Raw genomic sequence first — 16,129 nt, 5'->3', positions numbered from 1 at the left:
ACTAGAAGTCGCCGCTACACAGACAAAACCCACCTGCGTGGGTTTAAAAGCCTTGATTTTCTGTTAGTGTGCGCAGGTGGACTTGGTTTCTCTAGCCGCGATTTCTAATCGCTAAGACTAGGTGCAAGATCTCAGTTAAAGACTTGACATCTATATCTCAAAGAATACATAATGTAGTATATTTAATTTCAGGGATTTGGGATTGGTAGCTCAATTGGAAGAGCGCTGCCCTTTCACGGCAGAGGTTGGGAGTTCGAGTCTCCCTCATTCCCACCTTTTTGGGGACTATAGCTCAACGGAAGAGTGCTTTACTATCTAAGGAAGAAGTAGAGGTTCGATTCCTCTTACTCCCCACCCCCTCAAGGGGTTTTTTGATCGGAAGTTACGCAGAAACTCTATATGTAGAGTCCATTGGCAAAGGATAATCGACCATTAACACTATTAGTAATGTAACTGCGTAAGTCCTATTTACTCCATCTCTCCTCGCAGCGGGTAAAGATGAATATCCCACCAGATAAATTAGAAATATGCCTTAATGTTTTGCAGGAAATTTCCGACAATCCAGCGATAATGAACGAACATCATCGCTTCAAAAGCCTGATTGCTAAAATATATAAAGAGGGGCGAAAAAATCTGCGTCAAACTCAACAGCAACAGCGCCGGATTGAAGATAGCCAACTCAAAGCATTAACTGTCATAGTGCAGTATCAGCACCAACAAAAACCATTCGCTCTTTTGCCAGAATCAACTACAAATTCTCAAGATTTACATAAACCCATTTCTTGTTACATCTGTAAAACTCCCTATACCCAAATTCATTTCTTTTATCATTCACTCTGCCCAAACTGTGCTGCCTTCAACTACCAAAAACGACAACAGTCTACCAATTTAACTGGGCGAATTGCCCTAGTCACAGGTGGCAGAATTAAGATTGGCTATCAGATGGTATTGCGGCTATTGCGGGATGGGGCTAGGGTAATTCTCACTAGCAGATTTCCATACAACTCTGCTTATCGTTATAATCAAGAACCCGATTTTGATGAGTGGCACAATCGCCTGCAAATTCATGGACTGGATTTGCGCAATATCCCAGCAGTGGAAAGATTCGTACAGGATTTACTCCATACCGAATCGGGACTCGATATTATCATCAATAATGCCGCCCAAACCATAAAACGTCCCTTAGCATTTTACCAACATCTACTGGCAGGAGAAGATGAAGCAGGACAAATACTATCAGAAAAAGCACAAAGGTTAATTCTGAGTAATGGCAATTTATCAAATAAAAAGCTATCTCAAGATCGAGCAATTTTACTCGAACATCAACCAATCTACCAAGATCATCTTCCGGAGGCGATTAGCAATTACTTCCCAGCACATCACTTAGATGGGGATGGACAACAACTAGATTTGCGCCCGATAAATAGCTGGTTGCTAAAACTGGATGAGGTTAACACCATGGAGTTACTTGAAGTACAATTAGTAAATGCGATCGCACCCTTCATTATCAATAGTAAACTAAAACCATTACTAATGCGATCGTCCTTTAAAAGACGCTTTATCATCAACGTTTCGGCAATGGAAGGACAATTCAACCGCGACAGCAAAACACCCTATCATCCTCATACCAACATGGCAAAAGCAGCCTTAAATATGATGACACGAACCTCGGCGGCGGATTATGCTAACGATAATATTTTTATGAATAGTGTTGATACAGGCTGGATTACCAATGAAAACCCTTATCCTAAGAAAATGCGAGTGGAAAGAGAGCAAAAATTTTACACTCCATTAGATGTAATTGATGGTATGGCAAGGATTTACGATCCGATTGTCCAAGGCATAGAAAACCATGATACCCCTATTTATGGTCATTTCCTAAAAGATTATGCCCCTTATCCCTGGTAGAAAATGATGATAAATTCGCATCTTCATTGTCCATTACCTAATTCTATTGAGTCTAGTGAGGAAGTTTTAATTAATCTGGAATCATTAATCGATTATCTCAATAGCAATCAACCAATAACTGGAAAAATAGTCTTCCCCCGTGGTACAGTTATGCCCGATGGACGACTGGATTTGTGCAAGCAAAGTTTAGGAGTGACGGGATGTCATTTAGTTACGGAAGCCTTGACAAATAATTCTGCGATCGCGAGTTTATTACTGGGCACTAATGGGATTGGTGATTTTGGTGCTGAAGATGTGGCGCGGTTGATTCGACATAACCACAATTTAGAGATTGTCTATCTAGGTTGTAACGCTATTTCCGCCACAGGTATTGAGGTACTTGCTGACGCATTAACCCATAATCAATCTGTAACTGGTTTGTGGTTAAAGCGCAATCCGATTGGCGTGGTTGGTGCGTATTATCTTGCTGAAATGTTGCGGCATAATCAAAGTATTCGCACGCTGGATTTAGTTAATACTAAAATAGGAGAAGAGGGATTAGCGGCGATTTTAGAGGTTTTGACTGATTGTAATCGGACTGTGGAAAGGTTGTATTTGGGCGGGAATCAAATTCAGCCCAGTCATGCGGCTTTACTGGCTAATCTTTTAAGCCATAATCCTGTAATTACTGGTTTGTTTCTTAATGTTAATCATCTGGGGGATTCTGGTGTTATAATTTTAGCAGATGGGTTACGATCGAATCAAACACTGATAGATTTAGGGTTGGCTAGCAATGGGATTGGGGTAGCAGGGTGTAGGGCATTATTAGCAGGATTGCTAACTCATCCCACTATTAGTAATCTGGATTTGGGTTATAGTACTTCAACACGAGTGTTAGTAGCACAGCCTAATCAGATTGGAGATGTAGGTGCAAGGATTTTAGCTGATTTTCTGATAAATAACCAAACTTTAGGGAAGCTGAATCTGGCGAGGAATGGAATTGGTGAGGAGGGTAAAATCGCCTTAATTAGTGCTTTGGAAATTAATCGAAAATTGTGTGATTTAATTTGGGATGGTAAGTTAGATGGAAGAATTGAGATACTTTTGGAACGTAACCGGAGGTTGAATTTGGGTAAGGTGTTAGGCAAACCGCGTAGTGTGGCTTTGATTGAGAGTGTTTATCGTTAGATTATTTTTAGGCACTGAAGTGCCTACTACAAACAGATAAACAGGTGCGGAAAGAATTCAATTTACTAATTTTGGTGGTGATATGAAGTTAAATCAGTTAATTGCTGTGTTGCAATCTGTTAAGGCTAATGCCAGTAAGGGCAAAACAGAGGTGTCTCAACTTTGTCAGAAGATTGCCTTGTTTCAAGGGTTGAGTCGAACTTATCAGCCGAGGGAAGAGGATGGTTATGTCTATCCGCCTGAGTCGCAGAAATTGACGCTGAAGGCTGATGATTTGATTGATAAGTTTGTCCAATCTTGTTCGGAATTTTTAGATTTGGCTGCTACTCAGGACAATGCTAATACTGAGGCAAAAGCATCGGTGATAGTGGAGGGACAGACTATTTTGACAGATGTTCCTGTTTCCTATCTATTGTTTCTGGAAAAGCAGCTTCAGGATATTAAGTCATTCATTGCTTCACTACCCATACTTTCCATCGATAAAGATTGGCAACATGACCCTAATCGGGGATGCTATGTTACCAGTCCCAAGGAAACAGTGAAAACTAAGAAAATTACTGACTTTGTTGTTGCTTATGAAGCAACGGAACATCATCCAGCCCAAATTAAAGAAGTTTCCAAAGATGTTGTGGAAGGCACTTGGAGTTTGATAGAATTTTCAGGTGCTATGCCTCAAGACAGGGTGAATCTGATGTTGCGGCGAGTGGATTTGTTGCAAAAAGCAGTGATTCAAGCCAGAGAAGAAGCAAATGGCAGGGAAGTGCAGCAGCGGCAAGTTGCTAGTGCAATTTTTGGTTATTTGTTTGCTAGGTAGACTATAATAGAATTGGAGTACAAGTTCATTTTGAATCCAGTAGGGTATTTACAGGTTCAAATCCTGTCCCCTAGACTATCTGGGGGTAGGCAAATTGGTAAAGCCACCCTGCCTGTTAATCTCAGAATCAAGTTCAAGCTATTGCTCCAATCTCATTTCTAAAAACTCGCCTCCTGTATCGATATTCGTAGTACAAGGCTATTGAGACGCAGGTTCAAATCCTGCCCTCTCCTCTAATTACGGGGAGGTAGTTTAGTGGTAAAACCTCACAGCATCAGATTGATGCTACGGAAACTGGAAATTAAAAAAATAGGATTGGCGTTATCAAACTACCCCGGCAATTAGGATAGACTTGCCGGGGTTTTAACGTGGGAGTATTGTTGAGGATTATAGCAACAACTTATTAGCGACATAAGCCACTGGATTTTTCGTTTTTGTCACCTTACCTTCTTTGACAGCCTTACTTAACCAATCCTCAATCTGTACTTTTCTTACATCCAGACATTGAGCCAGAGATTTGGCATCTTTAGGATTATCTAACTGTTTAAGGATAAATGGTAAAACTGCTTCATAGATATCTTTTATCAATGAATTATTAACAATAATAGGCGAATTCACCAATGATTGGGCAACTTCTAATGGTTGGTGTATAATCCCATTTGTTCTCTCAGATTCTGTTCCTTGCACTTGATAATTTGTTGCTTCAATCTGTGAAGATGCTGCTGCTAAAAGTGTCTTTAAAGAATTATCCCAAGGTTCTTCCGGAAAAGACTTTGCTCCCTTTTTAAGTAGTTCTCGATTTCCCACTGGTGCATTTCCCCATAACCGGACAAAAATTGGCACATCTTTTATCCTTTCGATTGCTTCCGTTGCACCCGCCCAAGTACCACCCTTACCAACTGAAGAAGTCACAACAAGAGCATAATCAGCCAAACCATAGATATACTTATTTCTACCCATAGCATTACCAGCACTGAAGCTAGCATTGGGATCGTAAGTAGAAATTAGAGTAAGTCTACCTTCTTTAATAGCCGCGCGATATTTTCCAGCAACAGCAGTTTTACTTAAACTATCAGCAACCACACCAACAGATGTTCCGCCAGTAGCTAAAACACCCAACATTGAAGCTTGATCTACCCCTCGCGCCCCACCAGAAATCACATTAATTCCTTCTTCAGCACAAGTTTGTACAACTCTATAGGTAAAACTCAATCCTTCTTCATCAACATCACGAGAACCGACAATTGCTAGTCCTCCTTGAGAAAGCAATTCTATATTACCAACTCCATAGATAATTGGTGGTGCTGAATGTCTCAGTTTTTGCTTGAGATGTTTAGGATATTGGTTATCTCCTCTTCCCAGTATCCACAATCCCTGATTTGTCCATTTTTCCACTGCCAAACTTAGCATAAAACCCCGTTCTAGTAAGGCTATTAATCTCTCAGAGTTAAGCTTACCAATAGTACTTCTTGATAACCAATTTTTAACTGTTTGATTCAGCAAATCTTGCGGAATCATATCATTTTCATCCAGCCAACTCTCGACAGCGTTATACTCACTTAGCGTCAGGGGTTGGGGTTCCGTTTGGCGATTTTGCCCAAAGCTGGCACAGAGGAGTAGAATGGCTTGGGTATCAGGTGAAAGCATATAGTTTAACATGATTTTTTAATCTCCTCGATCTAAAGAGTTGAGTGCTAAGGCGAGAGGAAAAACTTCACCGCTACCAGCACGACGTAAAAGTGCGGCAATAACAGTAAATGTCCAACGAGAATCTACCATATCATCAATTAAGAAAACTGCACCCTTCATATTTTGCCAAGTATCAACCTCAAATACACCATCTAAATTATGAGCCTGTTGGTAACTATTACTCATCTCTTTTTGTTGTTTATTTTGGCTAACTTTACGAACAACTTGCTGAAAAGGTAAATTTAATTTTTCAGCCAGTCGTTGAGCAAAATTGGGTACGAGTTGTGGATGATTAAGGGAAGGTACACAAGTTACCCAAGTGGGAAAGGGTTGGGGTTGCCAACGTTGGATCATTTCAAATACACCCTCGACAAGGGCATCATCAAAATGATTATCTCGATATTTACCCTGTTTTACTAATTCTCCCCAACCTGCATCACCCCACAGAGATAATGCCCTACCTTCCTCAGATTTTAGGTTGTCTTTAATTCTGCCAGAAAATTCATAAATTGGGAATGCTTCTTTTAACGCCCATTGTTTGCGAGGTTCGATAATCTGGTTACTGCGCCGTAAATACTGAATTGCTTGATTGACTGGTTCCAGTGAGTAAGTTTCTGGCAATAAAGGGTTACCTAAACATACAGCACATTTGCCGCAAATAGTTGGATTAGGATCATCTAAAGCCTTGGATAAAAAAGCCATCAAGCATTCCTTGCTTTCCATATAGTCCCGCATCTGAGCTTGTTCAGCACGGCGAATTTCCTGCAACTGTTCAATTTTATCCCTGTCGGGTTGATAATTAACTGCTGTAGCCTTCCACTTAGAATCTTGTTTCGTAACAGGTGCAGGAGACTCCAGAGATAGCAGTTTTAAAACCTTATCAATTTGTCCTCTAGAAAGATTGAGTTTTTGCTCCAACTGAGGCACAGATAAACCGTTGTCCGCTTGGTTGAGGATATTTAAAACTTCTTGTGTATGTGCTTCTGGAGGAAATGCAGTTTGAATAAAATAGTTAGTAATATTGTCATCTTCATCACCACACAGAAGAATCCCATAAGCTTGCTCAACGGCTCTACCTGCTCGTCCCACTTGCTGATAATAATGGACAACAGAACCTGGACGTTGGTAATGAATAACAAATCCTAAATCAGGTTTGTCAAATCCCATTCCTAAAGCGGTAGTTGCGACTAATGCTTTAATTTCATTATTAATAAGTTCGTCTTCTACTACTTCCCGTGATGCTTCATTTTCTTCATTATTTAATTTGCCGTGATAAGCTTTGGCATTAATTCCTTGAGTCTGTAACCACTCGGCAACTCGTTCGGCATCTCTGACAGTCAGTGTATAAATAATACCACTTCCAGGTAACTTAGGAAGCTGTTCGGCTAACCACGCCATTCTTTCTGCTTGACTCTTCAGCTTAATATTTTGCAGTTGCAAACTTTGGCGTATCAAAGTTCCTCTAGATATCTGTAGCTTTGAACCCAGTTGAGCTATGATATCGTTAACAACTCGATTATTTGCTGTAGCGGTTGTTGCCAGGGCTGGGATATTCTGGGGAAGCGCGTTCAAAATTCGTACAATCCGTCGATAGTCTGGGCGAAAATCGTGTCCCCAGTCAGAAATACAGTGAGCTTCATCAACGACAAACAATCCAATTCGTTGAGATATTGGTAGTAGAACATGTTCCCGAAATTGATCGTTTGCCAGTCGTTCTGGAGAAATCAGTAATACGTCAACTTTTCCTGCTATTAACTGCTTTTCTATCAATTTCCATTCTTCTCTATTACTAGAATTAATTGTCGTCGCTTTAACCTCAATTCTTTGAGCAGCAGCAATTTGGTTCCTCATCAGAGAAAGTAGTGGTGAAATAAGAAGAGTACAACCAGCACCACGATCTCTTAATAAGCGAGTTGCTAAAAAATAGACTAGACTTTTGCCCCAACCTGTGCGTTGAACAACTAGTAACCTTGATGGATTTTCAATTAAGGTAGCAATTGCTTCCCATTGTCCATCCCGAAAGTCAGCTTTTGGGTTATTGAGAGCTTGACGGAGAAGCAATAATGCCTTATGTCTAAGTTCTGATTCCATATTAATCTGTGGTTCAGTTTGTCATCTATCTATTGTATTCTAACATGTCAGTGATATCGCTTATATTTCGCTAACACTATCAGGCACGAAACCCAAGCTAAATACTCTACTACGATCTGCAACTTGGCATAAAACTCTTACCAATGATAGATGATAAATAACCAATGACAAATAACAAATAACCAATAAAAACATCACATATCCAACAACCCATACCGTTTCTGAAGCTGAAGCAACTTAACCCTAGCCTCCCCAGCATTATCAGCCAAATCAGCAAACTCCAAAAATCTCTTCAACTCTTTTCTCAACAAATTCCGTTCCACTTCCAACGTCTCTCGCCCCAAATCAGGCGGCAAAACAATCGTATCAAATAAAGTAGCCCTTTCCTTCCCTGGATGAGGGCGCAAAATCCGTCCCCGCCGTTGAATAAATTGGCGCGGATTCCCACTACTAGCCAAAATAACCGCAGTTTTAATCGCCGGAATATCCACCCCTTCATCCAAACACCTAATTGCCACCAACCCCTGCAATTCTCCCCTTTCAAATTGTCGCCGCAACTCCTCCCTTTCCACCAAAGCTGTATCAGCCGTATAAGTATTTACTCGATAACCTAATTCAGTTCCCAATAACCGAGTTACCGCCGCTAACTGACGGCTACTCTCTTGACTTAATTCTCCTTCAACAGAGCCATCCCCACAATAGAATAGAGTGTGAGAAGTATCCAAACGCCCTACCATTAACTCCCGCAAAGCATTTAACTTATTAGCCGCAGAGCCAATTAATCTAGCCCGCTGCATTAATAAGGATGTTACTGTATCATTATTCTGAATACTAATATTCTCTTTACTATTCAGCGCCCAGCCAATCCGTTTCGTTAATTTAGCATAAAAAGCTGTCTCAGATTCAGTTAATTCTACCAATACGGGATAGTAAAGATAATGGACAAGTGCCCCTTGAAGAATCGCATCAGCTAAAGTTAGTTCAGGTTGTAAAACTGCACCAAAATAACTCAATAAACTATCCGTACCCTCTTCATCAAAATACCTTTCTGGAGTAGCAGAAAGCCCAAGCCGTAAACCAATATTCCGAGGTAAACTTTCTTCTGTCCGTCGGGAACCTAAGTTATGGGCTTCATCTCCCACAATTAGAGTTTTATCGGGAAAATACTTTAACTGTGACTGAAACCCATCGCTAATTAAGGTAGCATTCGTGGTAATAATCGTCAGAAACGGCTGGTTGCCGGAATGTAGATTATACAGGGCAATAGACAATTGACTTTGCCAACTCCGCACCGTCTCAAAGGCTAAAATTGGTTCTAAATTAAAACTCTGACATTCTCGCCCCCATTGAGTAACTAAATGACGATAAGGACAAACGATTAGTAAAACTTGTAAACCAATTTGTTGATATAATTCAGTTGCGATTGTAAGTCCCGTAATAGTCTTGCCACTCCCCGTCGCCATCTTCAATGTACCTCGCCCTTTATTGGCAAACCAATTCCTTACTGCTTCTTGCTGATATTGTCGCAGTTGGAGATATGATGGTATGAGAGGACATCCTAATAATTGATTGTTTGGCGATGAATCCAAGGAGTATTGATCCGGCATTTCAGCTACAGTTGAGATGGTTACCTGATTGAGTCTTGCTACAGATGTGCGATAGCAACGCCTGCCTTCGGCATCGCTTTTTCAGGGTTAATTGCCCATAAAGATTCGGTGAAGTTTCAATTAAATTGTCACGATCAAGTATGAATTTTCAGTATAAAATATCTTTTACCCTCAAATAAGTATCAACCTTATACAATATATCTTCCTGGTCAAAAAAAAGGTATTTTTACATATTGATCAAAAATTTGTACAGGATGTAATATAAGACAGGTCATCTAACTGACCTAAATTTGTCTGGCTATTTTTTAGCCTTCTGTCTCACCTCTCAAATTATCGCGATATCTTCCCCATTCCATCAGGAATTTTGGGGTATGCTGTCGCGAGAAAAATTGCGTCCTTCCATGATGGAGATTAGGAAATGATCCGGCACAAGCTATTTAATCATGATATCATGACTTGCACCGATGAGTCTGTTCTCGGTAATCATCTGTATTCGGGACGGGTGCTAGGTTTAACTGAGATCGAGGATATTATCCAATTGCATCCAGAGTTAAAATCACAATGGAATGCGATTACTGCTCATTACGATCGCGTTGGGTTAAATTATAGCCAAAATGTAATCTGGGATGTCTCCTTAAAGATATGTGCCGATTACCCAAACTACGATATTTCTGTTTTCTACTTTGGCGATACCACAAATCTCAATAGTTGGCAAGCAACTTGGTTTCAGGAGCTTGATGCAAATTGGTTTAATGTGGTACAGTCGATCAACTCCAAGAACAACTTTATGAAGGTGGCGAAAGAGTTGGGAGTGAAAGTACCGAAAACCTTGTGCTTTGAAACCAAAACAGCAATCCCTGGGGCGGGCAAAGCCATCGCAAATTTAGAAACATTTCCCTATCCCTGTTATCTAAAACCCGCTGTTGCTGTTGCCGGGGCGGGAATTCACCGCTGTGAAAACCCAGAATATCTTGCATCAGTTTTGCAGAAAACACCCAATGATATACCATTACAAATACAGGAGGAAGTGAAAGCTTCCTCCTTTTTAAATCTGCAATATCAGGTAACAGAAGCTGGATTAAAACGTCTAGCAGCGACTTACCAAATCCTCGATGGTTGTACCCACATCGGTAACCGCTATCCCAGTCCCCACCAACCCTGGGAACTTGTCGATCCTATCGCCAAATGGATGGCGCAAAAGGGGATGAAAGATGTCTTTGCTTTTGATGTAGCGGTGGTAGAAGAGGGAGAAAATACTCGTTATCTAGCCATTGAATGTAATCCCCGCTTTAATGGTGCTTCTTATCCAACTGGGATTGCTAACAAACTCAAGGTAAATCATTGGAGTGGGGAAACCTTTACTACACAATATCGCTCTCTGGATGAAATAGATCTTAGCGGAATTGAATTTAATCCCCAAACCGAGACAGGTGTTGTATTCGTTAATTGGGGGAGTATTCTGGTGGGTAAGATTGGTGTTTTACTGGCTGGAAATGTGGAACAGCAGGATAAATTGCGATCTATTTTGAAACAGCGATTGTAATTGACTTTAGGTAGTTAGTAATTATGGGTGCATCTATCTTTAATTTTTGGATAGAAAGAGCGATTGACAATAAAACGGTTAACTCAAATATTCGTACTCCCGAGCAACCATCCATCTCTAAATGTGTAAATACACCAGTGCGCAGCGCTATACCTTCAGGAGGTGCGTTGCGCTGCGCGACAACACACCCTACGGATTTTAACATGTGTGTTGGGCTGCGGGACAACAGACCCTAGGGATTGCGATCGCGGGATCTATTTGGATAGTTGTCCTTCAGGCTATTGTGAAGAAGAAAGGGCGAGTGCTGGAGCAAAATTACAGACTTTTTGGTATAATTAAACAAATAGAGCTAATAATTATCAATTATTTGGTAAAGAGAGAGCCGATCGTATTTTACTCCGTTATAAATTGCTATAATTTATTGATGATTCCACAGACTAGGAGATTAAGATGCAAGTCAAAGATATGACAGTTGAGCAACTGCGGGACTTGATTCGGCATACCGTTGAACAGTGCTTAGAAGAATATTTTGGCGATCCTGATACAGGTTTAGAAGTTAGGGAAGAAGTTAAGCTGAAATTGTTAGAGTCAATGAACCGCAAACAAACAGGAGAAAGCCGAATCGAAGCTGGAGAAGTTTACCACAAAATCGGCATAAAATCCTAATGAGCTATTCGGTTGAGTTCACAGCAGAAGCTGTGGTTAACAAAGAAAAATTGACTCAGGCTGTCCAGGATCGTATAAGCAATAAAATCAATTGGTTGGTTGAAAATTTTGAACAAATTACTCCTATGTCTTTGTCTGCGAATCTGGCAGGTTTCTTTAAGTTAAGAGTGGGTGATTATCGGGTAATTTATTCTTTTAATGAGGATTTAATGCTTATTACTATTCACCAGATTGGACACCGGAGAGAAATTTATGATTAACTGAAGCGCGATTCCCAAAGTACGTGATAGCTGTGCTTCACGCACTTTGGGAATAAAAGAGCGATCGCAGAATCCAGCGATCGCAGATTATAATATTATCCTGAATTACTACTCACAATCAGAAATTACCCCAAACATTGAAACCAAAATTTCCGAAATCATCAACCACCTACGCAACAATCGCTGTCTCATAGTCAGAGAATTATTTGGGGGTAGAGTTACTGAGTTTTTACAATGCGAGATGCCAATTTTAGATGAATCTCTACAATTTCAATTATCTCAACAATTTCAGCGTTTGACTCAGGCAGAATTAGCAATCATGAGTCACCTGGCTAATCAACCTCAACCTCTTCCTTTCTCCCAATTTTTAAACCAAATACAATTGTCTCCGTCAGAATTAGTCAATGGAGTGCGCTCCCTCAGAAATCGGTTTTTATTGGAGGTAATAGAAGAGAAAGAGATAACTTTATTTAGTTTGAATCCTGTGTTGAAACAGTATGTAAAAACTCGGTATTCTGACTCTTAATTAACTATCTTGTATAGTCCGTTGTCCCCAAGGCAACGGACCATAATATCAAGCTATTTTGTAGGGTGCGTTGTCCCCAAGGGCAACGCACCATGAGTTATCGCCAGAGACTATTTTGTAGGCTGAGTTATTTTACTCAATATTACCACTTTTACCTTCAGCAGGTGTGTTGCGCTGCGCGACAACACACCCTACGGATTTTATCAGGTGTGTTGCGCTGCGGGACAACACACTCTACGGATTGCGATCGCGGGATCTATTTGGATAGTTGTCCTTCACGCTATTGTGAATAAGAAAGGGCGATCGCTAGAGCAAAATTACAGAATTTCTGGTATAATCAAACAGATAGATCTAATAATTTTCAATAGCTATGAACTATGAAAACTCAAGAACTTCGCCAGAACCTCAAGGAATCCATCGATCGCTTATCTCCTGAACGGCTGCTTGTTGCTGCTGATTTCTTAGCTTATCTAGCAGAACGTAAAAAGAATGAATCTGCGATAGAATTATTGAAAATTCCTGGTTTTATTGAAGCATTAAAAGAAGACAGATTGAATTTAAGTACTGAGTTTCGCCGTCAGAAAATAGTTAAAATATTGGAAAAAATTGCAGCTAGTAATGTCTTTGCTGATATTAGCGATCCGGTAGAATGGCAGCGAGAGTTGCGTCAAGATCGTCCACTTCCAGGTAGGGATGAATAATGCTAATTGACAGTAATATTATTATCTACGCTTCCCAAATGGCGCTGATTAATAATCATATAATATTTACTCCTATTTAAGCTAGGGACAAAGTAATAGACATCTCCAACAAATAAATTATCGCCTAGAGTGTGTTTAAAGATCCAGGCTCGGGTGAAGCATTTTGACTGTATATCTAGGGTTTTCGACATAAATTGTCGCCCAAATGCTTCACCCCTACATAGATAAAAGATCTCGAAATTATATTTTGGAGATGTCTAATGATTACTTTACCCAAATCTGAATAGGCAGTTTAAATCCTCCACAGCTTCAGACTTTCGATTGAGGCTAATCTCACCTCTGACCTGGGATAGAGGAATTGAGAATAAGTTATGCTGTTGTTAGGGAAGCCTTACTCTACAAGCAATAGGGTAGCAACCTTTGATGTTAGCCATCACACTATTAACTTTTACAAGCTCACGAATGTCGCATTCCTATTTTGATTCTGATAACAACGGCCACAAGTCCTTCGAGTTACCGGGTGCTAAACCCCACTATAACCCGGATCGTCCCGGACAAGTCAAGCATATTTTCCTAGATTTAGCTCTGGATATCCCTCAGCAAAGCTTTGGCGGTACTTGCACTATGACGATCGCGCCAGTCCGGAGTAACATAGACCAACTAGTCTTGGATGCGGTTAACCTCAATATCAAATCAGTCGAGGTGGATAATACCCCCCAAACCTTTGACTATGACGGCGAAGAATTGCACATTCGGCTCCTGAATCCCACAGAAATCGGGAAAGATATTAACATTGCGATCGCATACCATGTCGAGAAACCCCAACGCGGTCTCTACTTCATCACTCCAGACCAACATTATCCCAACAAACCGACCCAAGTTTGGACTCAAGGAGAAGATGAAGACTCTCGTTTCTGGTTTCCCTGCTTCGATTATCCCGGGCAACTCGCCACCTCAGAAATCCGAGTCAAAGTCCCCAAACCCCTAATTGCTATTTCCAACGGGGAACTTATCGCCACAGAAGATAACGGTGATAGCAAAATTTATCACTGGTTGCAGCAACAAGTCCATCCTACCTATTTAATGACTTTAGCTGTAGGAGACTTTGCCGAAATTCGCGACGAATGGCAAGGTAAACCTGTTACTTATTATGTCGAAAAAGGACGAGAAGATGATGCTCGTCGTAGCATGGGTAAAACGCCCCTTATGGTAGAATTTTTTAGCAAAAAATTTGGCTATCCCTATCCTTTTCCTAAATACGCCCAAGTATGTGTAGATGACTTTATCTTTGGCGGGATGGAAAACACTTCCACTACCCTACTAACGGATCGTTGTTTGCTAGATGAACGCGCCGCTTTTGATAATCGTAATACAGAAAGCTTAGTCGCCCATGAACTAGCCCACCAATGGTTTGGCGATTTAGTAGTAATTAAACATTGGTCACATGCTTGGATTAAAGAAGGGATGGCATCCTATACCGAAGTATTGTGGACAGAAGAAACTTACGGAAAAGATGATGCAGCTTACTATCTTTTAGGAGAAGCCCGTAACTATTTAGAAGAAGACGCATCTCGCTACCGCCGTCCCATCGTCACCCACGTTTATCGAGAAGCAATTGAACTTTACGACAGACACCTTTACGAAAAAGGAGCTTGTGTCTACCACATGATTCGCACAGAATTAGGTGATGAGTTATTCTGGCGATTTGTGGAAACCTTTGTTCAAGATAACGCTCACAAAACGGTAGAAACAATTGACCTACTCCGCGCTATTGAAAAAGCCACAGGTAGTAACCTATTACCTCTATTCGATCAATATGTTTTCCGAGGCGGTCATCCAGATTACAAAGTAGCATACTCTTGGGACGGAGATAGTCAATTAGCCAAAATTACCATAACTCAAACCCAGGCAAACGGCAATAAAAACGGCAGCCAAAGCGAACTATTTAACCTAAAAATCCCCATTGCTTTCGGATATACCACCCCAAGCGAAACACCTGACGATTCAGAAACCACCAACTCACTAACCTTCAAAACCATTACCGTCAGAATCAACGAACGAGAACAAAGTTTCTATTTCCCCCTAGAGAAAAAACCCCAATTTATCAGCTTCGACAAAGGAAATAACTACCTAAAAACTGTCTCCCTAGAATATCCTACATCAGAACTAAAAGCTCAACTTAAATTCGATCCAGATCCCATTTCTCGCATCTATGCCGCCCAAGCATTAGCAAAAAAAGGCGGATTAGAAGTTGTAAAAGCACTCTCGGAATCCTTAAATAGTGACCCATTCTGGGGCGTGCGAGTAGAAGTCGCCAGACAACTCGCTAAAATAAAACTGGATCAAGCCTCAACAGCTTTACTGGCAGGATTGCAAGATGAAAATGCCTCAGTGCGCCGTGCGATTGTGGAATCTTTGAGTAAAACCAAAACAACAGAAAGCTATGAGGCAATAAAACAGCTATTGGAAAAAGGCGATCGCAGTTATTATGTAGAAGCGTCAGGAGCAAGAGTCATCGGCAAAATGGCATCGGGAACTCTTAAAGATAAGGAAGATGAAGTTATCCAATTACTGACTAAAATTCTCCAGGAAAGAGCAGGTTGGAATGAAGTAGTCCGTGCTGGTGCTATCGGCGGTTTGAGTCAGATGAAGTCATCAGCCATTGCACTAGATGCGATCGCAAATTATACTAAACCGGGTATCCCCCAACCCTTACGTCTCAGTGCAATTCGCGCTTTGGGAACCATTTCCACTGGTCAAACGCCTAATAATACTGACACGATTTTAGAGCAATTAGAAGAATTATCAGGGGAAACCTTTTTCCTTACCCAAATGGCTGTCGTTGGGGCACTATCGCAAATGGAAACCGCCAAAGCGATTGGGGTGTTGAGAGGGATGGCTCAACAAACTCCTGATGGCAGAGTGCGTCGCCGCGCTGAGGAAGCGATTCAAACTGTTCAGAAGAATATTGGTTCAGATCAAGCTGTGAAGCAGCTTCGAGACGAATTAGATCAAATCAAAAAAGAAAATCAAGATCTCAAAAGTCGTCTGGAAAACATCGAAGCCAAGGTGAAGTAGGGAGTAGGAGAAGAGAGTTTTGAGTTTTGAGTTTTGAATTAAAACTCTCCTCTGCCCCTTGTGGGTGTGGGGTGTGGGG

General features: G+C 40.9%; 12 protein-coding genes and 2 tRNA genes. 11 read left to right on the top strand and 3 right to left on the bottom strand.

What is annotated here, in order from left to right:
• Positions 1 to 198 precede the first annotated feature (198 nt).
• The 5 genes from NJ959_RS05815 to NJ959_RS05795 all read left to right on the top strand — a co-directional run bounded on the left by NJ959_RS05815 (position 199) and on the right by NJ959_RS05795 (position 3,889).
• Positions 199 to 273 (top strand) — tRNA-Glu (locus tag NJ959_RS05815).
• A gap of 7 nt (positions 274 to 280) precedes the next feature.
• A tRNA-Arg gene (locus NJ959_RS05810) sits at positions 281 to 354 on the top strand.
• Positions 355 to 498: 144 nt separating this feature from the next.
• Positions 499 to 1,908 (top strand): SDR family NAD(P)-dependent oxidoreductase, encoded by a 1,410-nt coding sequence (locus tag NJ959_RS05805; RefSeq protein ID WP_254010810.1) that lies wholly within the window; start codon positions 499 to 501, stop codon positions 1,906 to 1,908.
• Between the two features lie 3 nt (positions 1,909 to 1,911).
• Positions 1,912 to 3,075 (top strand): leucine-rich repeat domain-containing protein, encoded by a 1,164-nt coding sequence (locus NJ959_RS05800; protein ID WP_254010809.1) that lies wholly within the window; start codon positions 1,912 to 1,914, stop codon positions 3,073 to 3,075.
• 82 nt (positions 3,076 to 3,157) lie between these two features.
• The gene (locus NJ959_RS05795; protein ID WP_254010808.1) at positions 3,158 to 3,889 is read left to right on the top strand and encodes a DUF7873 family protein; all 732 of its coding nucleotides are present in this window, start codon (positions 3,158 to 3,160) and stop codon (positions 3,887 to 3,889) included.
• Between the two features lie 387 nt (positions 3,890 to 4,276).
• On the opposite strand, the gene NJ959_RS05790 is transcribed toward NJ959_RS05795, so the two are convergent.
• The 3 genes from NJ959_RS05790 to NJ959_RS05780 all read right to left on the bottom strand — a co-directional run bounded on the left by NJ959_RS05790 (position 4,277) and on the right by NJ959_RS05780 (position 9,276).
• Complete coding sequence (locus tag NJ959_RS05790) at positions 4,277 to 5,548, bottom strand: DNA-processing protein DprA (RefSeq protein WP_254010807.1); 1,272 nt, start codon at positions 5,546 to 5,548, stop codon at positions 4,277 to 4,279.
• A 6-nt stretch (positions 5,549 to 5,554) separates the two neighbouring features.
• A complete protein-coding gene (locus tag NJ959_RS05785; protein WP_254010806.1) occupies positions 5,555 to 7,669 on the bottom strand; it encodes a RecQ family ATP-dependent DNA helicase in 2,115 nt (704 codons plus the stop codon).
• 194 nt (positions 7,670 to 7,863) lie between these two features.
• Complete coding sequence (locus tag NJ959_RS05780) at positions 7,864 to 9,276, bottom strand: DNA phosphorothioation system restriction enzyme (RefSeq protein ID WP_254010805.1); 1,413 nt, start codon at positions 9,274 to 9,276, stop codon at positions 7,864 to 7,866.
• A 418-nt stretch (positions 9,277 to 9,694) separates the two neighbouring features.
• Here NJ959_RS05780 and NJ959_RS05775 point away from each other — a divergent pair, with 418 nt between their 5' ends.
• The 6 genes from NJ959_RS05775 (at position 9,695) to NJ959_RS05750 (ending at position 16,050) form a co-directional block, all read left to right on the top strand.
• Positions 9,695 to 10,819, top strand: a complete 1,125-nt coding sequence (locus NJ959_RS05775) for an ATP-grasp domain-containing protein (RefSeq protein WP_254010804.1) — start codon at positions 9,695 to 9,697, stop codon at positions 10,817 to 10,819.
• A 450-nt stretch (positions 10,820 to 11,269) separates the two neighbouring features.
• Positions 11,270 to 11,485, top strand: a complete 216-nt coding sequence (locus tag NJ959_RS05770; RefSeq protein WP_254010803.1) for a hypothetical protein — start codon at positions 11,270 to 11,272, stop codon at positions 11,483 to 11,485.
• A complete protein-coding gene (locus NJ959_RS05765) occupies positions 11,485 to 11,745 on the top strand; it encodes a type II toxin-antitoxin system RelE family toxin (RefSeq protein ID WP_254010802.1) in 261 nt (86 codons plus the stop codon). Before NJ959_RS05770 ends, NJ959_RS05765 begins: the two co-directional genes overlap by 1 nt.
• A gap of 46 nt (positions 11,746 to 11,791) precedes the next feature.
• Complete coding sequence (locus NJ959_RS05760; protein WP_254010801.1) at positions 11,792 to 12,271, top strand: hypothetical protein; 480 nt, start codon at positions 11,792 to 11,794, stop codon at positions 12,269 to 12,271.
• A gap of 377 nt (positions 12,272 to 12,648) precedes the next feature.
• The gene (locus NJ959_RS05755) at positions 12,649 to 12,972 is read left to right on the top strand and encodes a hypothetical protein (RefSeq protein WP_254010800.1); all 324 of its coding nucleotides are present in this window, start codon (positions 12,649 to 12,651) and stop codon (positions 12,970 to 12,972) included.
• A 462-nt stretch (positions 12,973 to 13,434) separates the two neighbouring features.
• Entirely contained in the window at positions 13,435 to 16,050 is a 2,616-nt protein-coding gene (locus NJ959_RS05750; RefSeq protein WP_254010799.1) for a M1 family metallopeptidase, read from the top strand.
• Positions 16,051 to 16,129: the final 79 nt, after the last annotated feature.

The sequence above is a fragment of the Limnofasciculus baicalensis BBK-W-15 genome (genome assembly GCF_024178385.1).
Lineage (GTDB): Bacteria > Cyanobacteriota > Cyanobacteriia > Cyanobacteriales > Coleofasciculaceae > Limnofasciculus > Limnofasciculus baicalensis.
This window is presented reverse-complemented; position numbering and strand designations above follow the sequence as displayed.